7 protein-coding genes and 1 pseudogene are annotated in these 8,116 nt (G+C 58.7%); 3 read left to right on the forward strand and 5 right to left on the reverse strand.

The window, feature by feature from the left end; genetic code table 11:
* Window positions 1–39 precede the first annotated feature (39 nt).
* A complete protein-coding gene (locus V7080_RS04500) occupies window positions 40–1,056 on the reverse strand; it encodes a Bug family tripartite tricarboxylate transporter substrate binding protein (protein WP_442947180.1) in 1,017 nt (338 codons plus the stop codon).
* 289 nt (window positions 1,057–1,345) lie between these two features.
* Here V7080_RS04500 and V7080_RS04505 point away from each other — a divergent pair, with 289 nt between their 5' ends.
* Window positions 1,346–1,813 (forward strand): LexA family protein, encoded by a 468-nt coding sequence (locus V7080_RS04505; protein ID WP_334187207.1) that lies wholly within the window; start codon window positions 1,346–1,348, stop codon window positions 1,811–1,813.
* A gap of 133 nt (window positions 1,814–1,946) precedes the next feature.
* Here V7080_RS04505 and V7080_RS04510 read toward each other — a convergent pair whose 3' ends face one another.
* Complete coding sequence (locus tag V7080_RS04510) at window positions 1,947–3,530, reverse strand: methyl-accepting chemotaxis protein (protein WP_334187208.1); 1,584 nt, start codon at window positions 3,528–3,530, stop codon at window positions 1,947–1,949.
* A gap of 860 nt (window positions 3,531–4,390) precedes the next feature.
* Between V7080_RS04510 and V7080_RS04515 the strand changes: the two genes are divergently transcribed.
* Window positions 4,391–4,606 (forward strand): hypothetical protein, encoded by a 216-nt coding sequence (locus V7080_RS04515; RefSeq protein WP_326857347.1) that lies wholly within the window; start codon window positions 4,391–4,393, stop codon window positions 4,604–4,606.
* 47 nt (window positions 4,607–4,653) lie between these two features.
* Here V7080_RS04515 and V7080_RS04520 read toward each other — a convergent pair whose 3' ends face one another.
* Window positions 4,654–5,061, reverse strand: coding sequence for a SirB2 family protein (locus tag V7080_RS04520; RefSeq protein WP_334187209.1), 408 nt, complete (start codon window positions 5,059–5,061; stop codon window positions 4,654–4,656).
* Window positions 5,062–5,254: 193 nt separating this feature from the next.
* Between V7080_RS04520 and V7080_RS04525 the strand changes: the two genes are divergently transcribed.
* Entirely contained in the window at window positions 5,255–6,886 is a 1,632-nt protein-coding gene (locus V7080_RS04525) for a hypothetical protein (RefSeq protein WP_334187210.1), read from the forward strand.
* 15 nt (window positions 6,887–6,901) lie between these two features.
* Here the strand turns inward: V7080_RS04525 and hpaI are convergent, their stop codons facing one another.
* Both hpaI and V7080_RS04535 read right to left on the reverse strand, forming a co-directional pair.
* Window positions 6,902–7,696, reverse strand: a complete 795-nt coding sequence (gene hpaI / locus V7080_RS04530; protein WP_334187211.1) for a 4-hydroxy-2-oxoheptanedioate aldolase — start codon at window positions 7,694–7,696, stop codon at window positions 6,902–6,904.
* Window positions 7,697–7,827: 131 nt separating this feature from the next.
* Window positions 7,828–8,116 (reverse strand): annotated as a pseudogene (locus tag V7080_RS04535) (hypothetical protein); the annotation flags it as partial.

Here is an 8,116-nt window from a genome sequence, read left to right on the forward strand (position 1 = left end):
GCCCACAGTCGCTCATCGGGGATGCGCCGTCCGGCGCGGCTATTCGATCGTCACGCCCGCTTGCTTTACAACATCCTTCATGCCGCGGTGGTCATTCTGCAGCAGCGTCGAAAACTTCTCCGGCGACATTGCCTGCGGCTCCGCACCCTGCGCGTAAATTGCCTTTTTCATTTCCGGATTGTCCAGCAACCTGTTCACTTCCGCATTGACGCGCGCCACAACTTCCCTGGGCGCGCCGGCCGGCATGAAGAATCCGTACCACGTACTGACATCGAAACCCTTGTATCCCGCTTCCGCCACGGTGGGTACGTCCGGCAGCGACGTGCTGCGCTTTGCCGAGGTGACGGCAAGGGCGCGCAGCTTGCCGGCCTTGATCTGGCTTAATGCCGATGGAACGGACGACAATGCCAGGTCCACGGTGCCGCTCATGACATCGACCAGCGCCGGGCTCGATCCCTTGTACGGCACATGCACGAGTTTGATGCCGGCAGCGGTGTTGAGCGCTTCGCCGGCCAGGTGAATGGTGGTGCCGTTCCCTGGCGAACCGTAGGGTATTGTCCCGGGCGCGGCACGTGCGGCGCTCACGACATCGGCCAGCGTCTTGTACCTGGAGTTGACGGCCGTGACGATCACCACCGGGGTGTATGCCACGTGCGCCACGGCGGTGAAGTCCTTGAGAGGATCATAGGAAAGGGTTTTATACAGCCACGGCGCAACAGCCATGTTGTCTTTCTGCCCCATCAACAGGGTATAACCGGTGGGCGCTGCCTTGGCCGCTTCGCCGACGCCGATGGTGCCGCCGGCACCGCCGCGATTCTCTGCCACGATGGTCCACTTGTTTGCTTCGGCGAGCCTGGTGGCGACCAGTCGTGACAGGATGTCCGTACCGCCGCCGGGTGGAAACGGAATGATCAGCCTGACGGTTTCCGCCGGCCAGGTTTGCGCATTGCCGGTCATGGCGGTGAAGGCAAGCGCGACGGTGACAAACGCCTTCTTCATCAGGATGCGTCGCAAAAAATTTTTTGGAGGGGCGGTGTGCGCTGTGATGGTGTACATGGAATTATTCGAGGGAGAAAAAACAATACGGACAAATGATGCTTGCCATGAGAGTTGAGTCTTGCGGGCATCTCGCCGTTGGAAAAAGAATCATTCTAATAGCAGTCATCGACATCCACATCGTCTGGCTTCTCTTGTCGATCCGGCCAATTCATTGCAGTTTCGGCAAAGCATGCATTGCACTTTGTGCATGACACATTCCGATCCCGTCAAAACGTTGCACTTCTTTTCTTGCTGCTTTTGCGTTCGAAAAATATACTGTTCACACGTACAGCATTTCCACACACCAATGTCCGAACTCATCCGCCTCGGCGAGCTGCCCACGCTCGTACCCGTTATCTGGCCAATCAAGCCGACAGCCAAAGCGGTGGACAACCCGCATTTTCCCGCGAGACGCCCGACCGCCTTGCCGTCGCCGGCCGCGGATTACGTCGAATCGGGGGTGGACCTGAATGACTACCTGGTGAAGCATCGTGTATCGACGTTCGTCTTCGACGTGTGCGGCGAATCAATGCGCCATGCCGGCATCTTCGATGGCGACAAGATCGTCGTCGACAGGTCGGCGGAAGCAGGGCACGGTGCGATCGTCGTCGTGGTGCTGAACGGCGAATACACCGTCAAGCGCTTGCATGCGCGCGGCGACGGCGTGGAGCTGCGTGCGGCGAATCCCGGCTATCCGCCGGTGTTCGTCAAGGAAGGCGAAGAGCTGGTGATTTTTGGTGTGGTCGTCGGCGTCGTGCGGAAGTTGCAGCCTTGACTGCGCGTCCGTCAGCCAACAGGTTCCCGTTCTGAAGGCTTGCGAAGAAAAAGGGAACGACTGAAAAAATGAATGTCGCCGAAGGGGAATGCGGCGATATCAATTTCACCGGTTTCAGAACGACTCAAGCCTGTCATGCCGCTTCCCGGGAAGCCAGAACCAAGGATGTCGATGCGCGGGAGCCGTCGAGCTTGAATACATTCACCACCTGCGCCAGTTGAGCCGCCTGGTCCTGCATCGACGCCGACGCCGCGGTTGCCTGCTCCACCAGCGCCGCATTCTGCTGCGTCACCTGATCCATCTGTGCGATTGCGATATTCACCTGCTCGATGCCGGAAGTCTGTTCCTGGCTTGCCGCCGTGATGTCGGCAATGATGTCGGTCACCCGCCTGACGCATTCCACGATGTTCGTCATGGTCGCGCCCGCCTGGTCGACGAGCTTGCTGCCGTTTTCCACTTTCTCAACCGATGCATCGATCAATACCTTGATCTCCTTGGCTGCCGCCGCGCTGCGTTGCGCCAGGTTGCGCACTTCCGACGCCACGACGGCGAATCCCCGGCCCTGCTCGCCTGCGCGCGCCGCTTCGACCGCGGCATTGAGGGCCAGGATGTTGGTCTGGAATGCAATGCTGTCGATCACGGAAATGATGTCGACCACCTTCTTCGACGATTCGTTGATCGCACCCATGGTATCGACCACCTGGGCGATGACTTGTCCGCCTTCGCTGGCCACTTCCGCCGCGGATACTGCCAGCGTGTTGGCCTGCTGCGCATTGGCGGCGTTCTGCTTGACGGTGGAGGTGAGCTCTTCCATCGAGGTCGCGGTTTCCCCCAGGGAGCTGGCCTGCTGCTCGGTACGTGAAGAAAGGTCCTGGTTGCCGGCGGCGATCTGCGTCGAACCGGTGGCGATCTGGTCGGTGCCGGAGCGAACCCGGGTCACGATTCGGGCAAGGTTCTCGTTCATTTCCTGCAATGCCAGCATCAGCTGGCCGGTTTCGTCCCTGGATTTCACTGCGATATGCCCGGTCAGGTCACCGGTTGTCACACGCCTGGCGAACTTGACCGCCTCGCCGAGCGGCGTGGTGATGCTGCGTGCCAGAAGGATGGACAGCGCCATGCCGACGACCAGAGCGATGGCGGAAGTGGCAATCAGCAGGTTGCGCGAAGCATTGATGATGCCGTGTACGGCTTGAGTGGCATTGGCCATTTCCTTCTCCGCGTTGCGGATGACGACGTCCATGTCCTGCACGATCTGCCGCCGCAGCGGGCTGCATTCCTTGACAAGGAAATCACCGAACTCCGCCACTTGCATTGCTTCGCGAAATTTGCGGGGGCGATTCAATTCTTCGGCCATCTGCGTCAGGCCTTTGCTGACCTTGGCGAAGTCCGCGTCTCCGGCGTAATGCGGTGCCAGGGTCTTCAATGCATCCATGAAGATGGCTTTTTGCTGGTCGACGATATCCAGCTCCCGCTTTGCCTCGTCCATGGTGGTGAAAATGTAGGCATTGCGTGCCGCGATGCCACTCTGGGCCAAAGCCTCGCGGGCTACATACAAAGGTTGCAGGCGTTCCTCGATCACATGGTCTTCCTGCACGACCTTGGCATCGATGCCGAGCATGCGGAAGATCGAGAATGCCGACAGGGCCAATATCATCACCAGCAAAATGCCGAAGCCCAAGGCAAGGCGTGCGCCGATGGTCATGTCTTGTAGTTTCATTTCTATCTTCCGGGAAAATTGCGTCGATCGGCGAGCCGGCCGGCGCCAATGCGGATGTGCAGGCTCTCTATACAACTGATTGGCTCGGTGACTTGACGGTCTCTCAATGTCCAACTTGCCATTGGTACCGCTTTGTTAGGGCTGCTGAACGGAAAAGAGATGTCGCGGTGGCATTGGATGACCATGCATGCAATCCGGCGGCTAATGTGAAGGGCGATCAGCACGGGGAAACCGCAGCCGGCCGGCCACGGCAAGCATTCATGCGCCTGTCCGCGCTTGACATGGTGGTGTCATAGACATAGATGGCGAAAACTGCCGGGTTTTTTGTTTTCCAGTGGCATGGCAACAGGAGCAGGTTAGTACACGATCGATACTAACGGTAACTTCAGGCCCCAATCTACCGAAAACTTCGGCCGGAAGGATTGTGTTGTTGAAGGCCAACAATTTTTGACTGAAGATTTTTGCACATTGATTCGGGTGGCCATTTCATCCCATATGTATGGGGCAAAAAGATTGTCAATCGAGCCAGACGTTGTTTCTTGCTGATGCGGTTCTTTCGGGGGAGATGCTTTGCGACCCATCCTGTGCTCCACAACGCAATCCAGATACTTCGTATCGTCATTGAAGTCGCTGTGCCAAACCCCATTTCCAACTTCATGTTGTCCGAAGGTCAAATAAATGTTGGGTAAAAAACCAGCTTTTCTCGTTTTCCAGCCACGGCGCAGTCCACCATCTATGCGCAACTTCAAAATACGTGGTCGGTACCCTCCATACACTGCATCCTGTACTACAACTTCCTTCTTTCCATTTATCCACGCGTCAGCGCCTCGTCGCTGCATCAATATCAGGAGAAGTCATTCATGTCATCGCTTTCCATCAACTCGACTCTCGGCGATCTGCTCGACAATGAGGCAAGCAAAGCCATTCTCGAAAAGCACCTGCCGGGCATCTCGACCCATCCCCAGATTTCCATGGGGAGAGGTTTCCCGCTGAAGACGGTGGCCGGATTCTCCGGTGGCCTCATCACGAACGATGCTCTCGAAAAAGTCGACGCCGATCTCAAGACCCTGGGTTGACCAGGCGCCTGCCGCACCAGGCTCGACGCGGTATCGGATGATTATTGCTAACGAATGCCTGGCGGCCAGAAAACTCGCCAGGCAAACAGAGGGTCTTTCGTGAGTGCTGTTCCGATGATGAATCCGAAAACAGCCAGCGCCAGAACCAGGCATGCAAGGCAAACAGGTTTCGGTTTTCCGTACTTGAGCGCAACCGATCCCAGCACGATGTAACAGATGAGTGCGCCGACCTTGGCAGTCAGCCAGGGCTGCACGAAAGGATACTGCCCGCTCCAGAATGCGAGTGTCAGGGCGCTGAGCAGCAATACCGAGTCGACCATATGCGGGACGGTTCTTACCCATCTCCTGGCGAGCAGGGGTGAGTCGGTCATCATCCATATGCCGCGCAGAAGGAAAAAGCTGCCGCTCAGAAGTGCGCACGTGATGTGCAGTTGTTTGATTGCCAGGTAGTTCATCATCGATCTCGGGGATGGCCTTGCGTTGTCATCAGCGCAGTTCACTGATCCATTGTTTCAACAGGAAGCCTGATGCTTTCTCTGCGCTTCCCATCGGCTTCGTGGCGTTCGCCATGGTAGCGAAAACATTGCCGCCGCACCATCCGCCATGCATCGATGCCAAACGCATCGCTCCCTGAAGCACGGAAAATCAATGCAAACAAAGAACAGTAAGTCGATGTATCCAACCGGCACGTTCGTCGCGAGCGCGCTGATCCTGGGAATCGGGCTCACTGCATTCTTCGTCCATGTGTTTGCCTTCCGGAAGTACACGATGGACGATTCGTTCATCACCTTTCGGTATGCCCGAAACCTGATCGACGGGTTCGGACTCGTCTTCAACCCGCAGGACGCTCTCGAACCGACGGAGGGCCTGACCAGTCCGCTATACGCCATTCTCCTTGCGCTCTTCAATCTGTCCGGCCTACCGTTCATCCTGATTGCCAAACTGCTCGGCGTAGCGGCCTGCCTCGTGGTCGCTTTGCTGTGCGGCAGGATCGTCTTCGGCGTGCACCGCCTCATGTCGGGAACGGACAACGGTCTTTCGCTTCCGGCGGCCAGCGGCGCCGCGTCCTATTTTCTGGCGGACCAGTATGTCGCGGTCAACGCCGTATCAGGCATGGAGACCGCTATCTCGGCGCTTGCATTCGCCGGTTTCATTTTTCTTGTATGGCAAAGCCTGTCGGGGCCGCGAGGTGCTGGCCGGCCGATCGCGATCGGCGCCATTGCGACGATCGTTCCGATGTTCCGCCCCGAGATGGCGGCGGCGGTGATCGTTTTCCTCGTCTGCCTCGCAAGCCTGAACCCGACATCGCGCAGAACCATGCTGGCTGCGGGGCTCACCTTCCTTGTTATCGGAGTGCTGTATTTTGCCGCGCGCTACCAGTATTACGGGCTGCCGTTTCCGTTGCCGTTCTATGTCAAGCAGGGTGATCATGGTCTGATGGGCATGATCGAGATCGAGCGCTTCGCAAGGCATATGCCGCTCATGCTGATCGGCTCGGTCGTCCTGTTCGGCTACCTTGTCGTCAGGCGGCGCAGCAAGCGCAGCTTCGTCGTGGATTTTCTGTTCGCATTGTTTGCCGCCGTGGCGCTGCAGATAGGCTATTACGCGACCATCAAGCACATCATGGGCCTCGGCCTGCGGTATTTTCAACCGGTCATTGTCGGCCTGATCATCCTGGGATTTTCTTCCCTTGCCTCCATCCGGCACAAGCCGCTGCAAGGAACAGGCGCCCCCGGCGGCACAGCATGGCCTGTTCGCGCAGTCGCGGCCGGCATCCTTCTCATCGTATCGGTGCAGGCCCTTCGGATGAAGGATGCGCATGACTGGCTGATCAAGGGGTATGAGCCGGTCGGGCGGCGCGTGGTTAATATCGGCAAGACGATGAAGGCCGTGGCGAACGGCGAAGCATTCACGATGGCTGTATTCGATTGCGGCGCGATTCCTTACCATGCCGAATTCCAGACGATCGACCTCGCAGGATTGAACAACAAGGCAATCGCCCTCGGCGGCACCGGGGCAGCGTCCCTCAAGGAATTGCACGACAGGCACCCCGATTTCCTTTTTCTCGCGGGCTCTACCGCACATCCGGACTCGGTCATCGGCTGGGAGAATCTTGCCGCCGGCGACGTCACCGCTCTCGGCTACATGATGCGGGGCGCCGTTCATGTGGGCCCCGGTTACTGGTACCACTTGTATTCGATGGACGATCCACGGGTCGTGTACTATCTGCAAAGGCTGGCACAGGTAGCGGCGCAATCGGAGCAAGCTCCGCCGCATTGAAGCAGGCTCATTCGCTTAGTAGACAACTCCCTTCGGGGTGGCCGGTGCAGCATCGCCGTTGAACTGGGCGCGCAAGGTCCGGACCGACGTTGCCAGCACGCGGGCCTCAATACCGACCGCCACGAAATGACAGCCCATGTCCACGTAGCGTTTCGCCTCGGCGAGGTCCGCCGTCAGGATGCCGGCCGCCTTGCCGCTTCGGATGATACGGCCGAGGGCATCGTCGATCACTTTCCGCACATCGGGATGGCCGGCATTGCCGAGATGACCGAGCGATGCCGACAGGTCGGCAGGTCCGATGAACACGCCATCGACGCCTTCCACGTTGCAGATGGCATCCAGGTTCCCGATGGCCGTCTTCGTTTCCGCCTGTACCAGCAGGCAGATTTCATCGTTCGCCTTCTGCACGTAGTCGGTCTGCATTCCCCATGCCGAGGCGCGTGCGGCGGCGGCACCGACGCCACGCACTCCCTGCGGCGGATACCGGGTTGCCCGCACCATCTCCTGCGCCTGTGCGGCGGTATCGATCATCGGAACCAGCAGCGATTGCGCGCCGATATCCAGCACCTGCTTGATCAGCGCGTTGTCGCCGATGACCGGGCGCACTATCGGATGGGAGCGGTAGGGCGCGACTGCCTGCAGCTGAGCGAGGATGCTGCGCACGTCGTTCGGAGAGTGCTCGCCGTCGATCAGCAGCCAGTCGAAATCCGCAGTGGCACAAATTTCAGTCGTATAGGGGTTGGCCAGGGATAGCCAGAGTCCGATTTGCGGCTTGCCTGTTTTCAGTGCAGCCTTGAATGTGTTGTGCATGCAATTTCTCCTGGTGTGGCGAAGCGCCGGGGTTCTGGGGTCAGCAACGATATAACCACAATCGGACGTTCCTCGTATTGCGGTGCCGGACGACCGTACCGCAATAGATGGCGTTACGTTCGCATCGGAAATTACGCGCCGATGCTGGAGCGGATCGAGGCGGCGGGCGTTCGGGCGAACTGCAAATCCTCCATTTGTTCGACGGTGTGCCGCACTTCCGCAATGAGCCATTCGCGGAACAGCGCAACTTCGGCGCGGGCATTGGGCATGGCTTCCACCAGCCAATAGGCGTAGTCGCTTTCCCGCATCGTATCGGTCGGCATGGCGATCAGCCGCCCGTCCGCCAACATCGGCAGAACCAGTGCGACACGTCCCAGGGCAACGCCGTGGCCGTCTACGGCCAATTGCACCAGCTGATTG

The sequence above is a fragment of the Noviherbaspirillum sp. genome (assembly GCF_036846085.1).
In the GTDB taxonomy this organism is placed as follows: Bacteria; Pseudomonadota; Gammaproteobacteria; order Burkholderiales; family Burkholderiaceae_D; genus Noviherbaspirillum.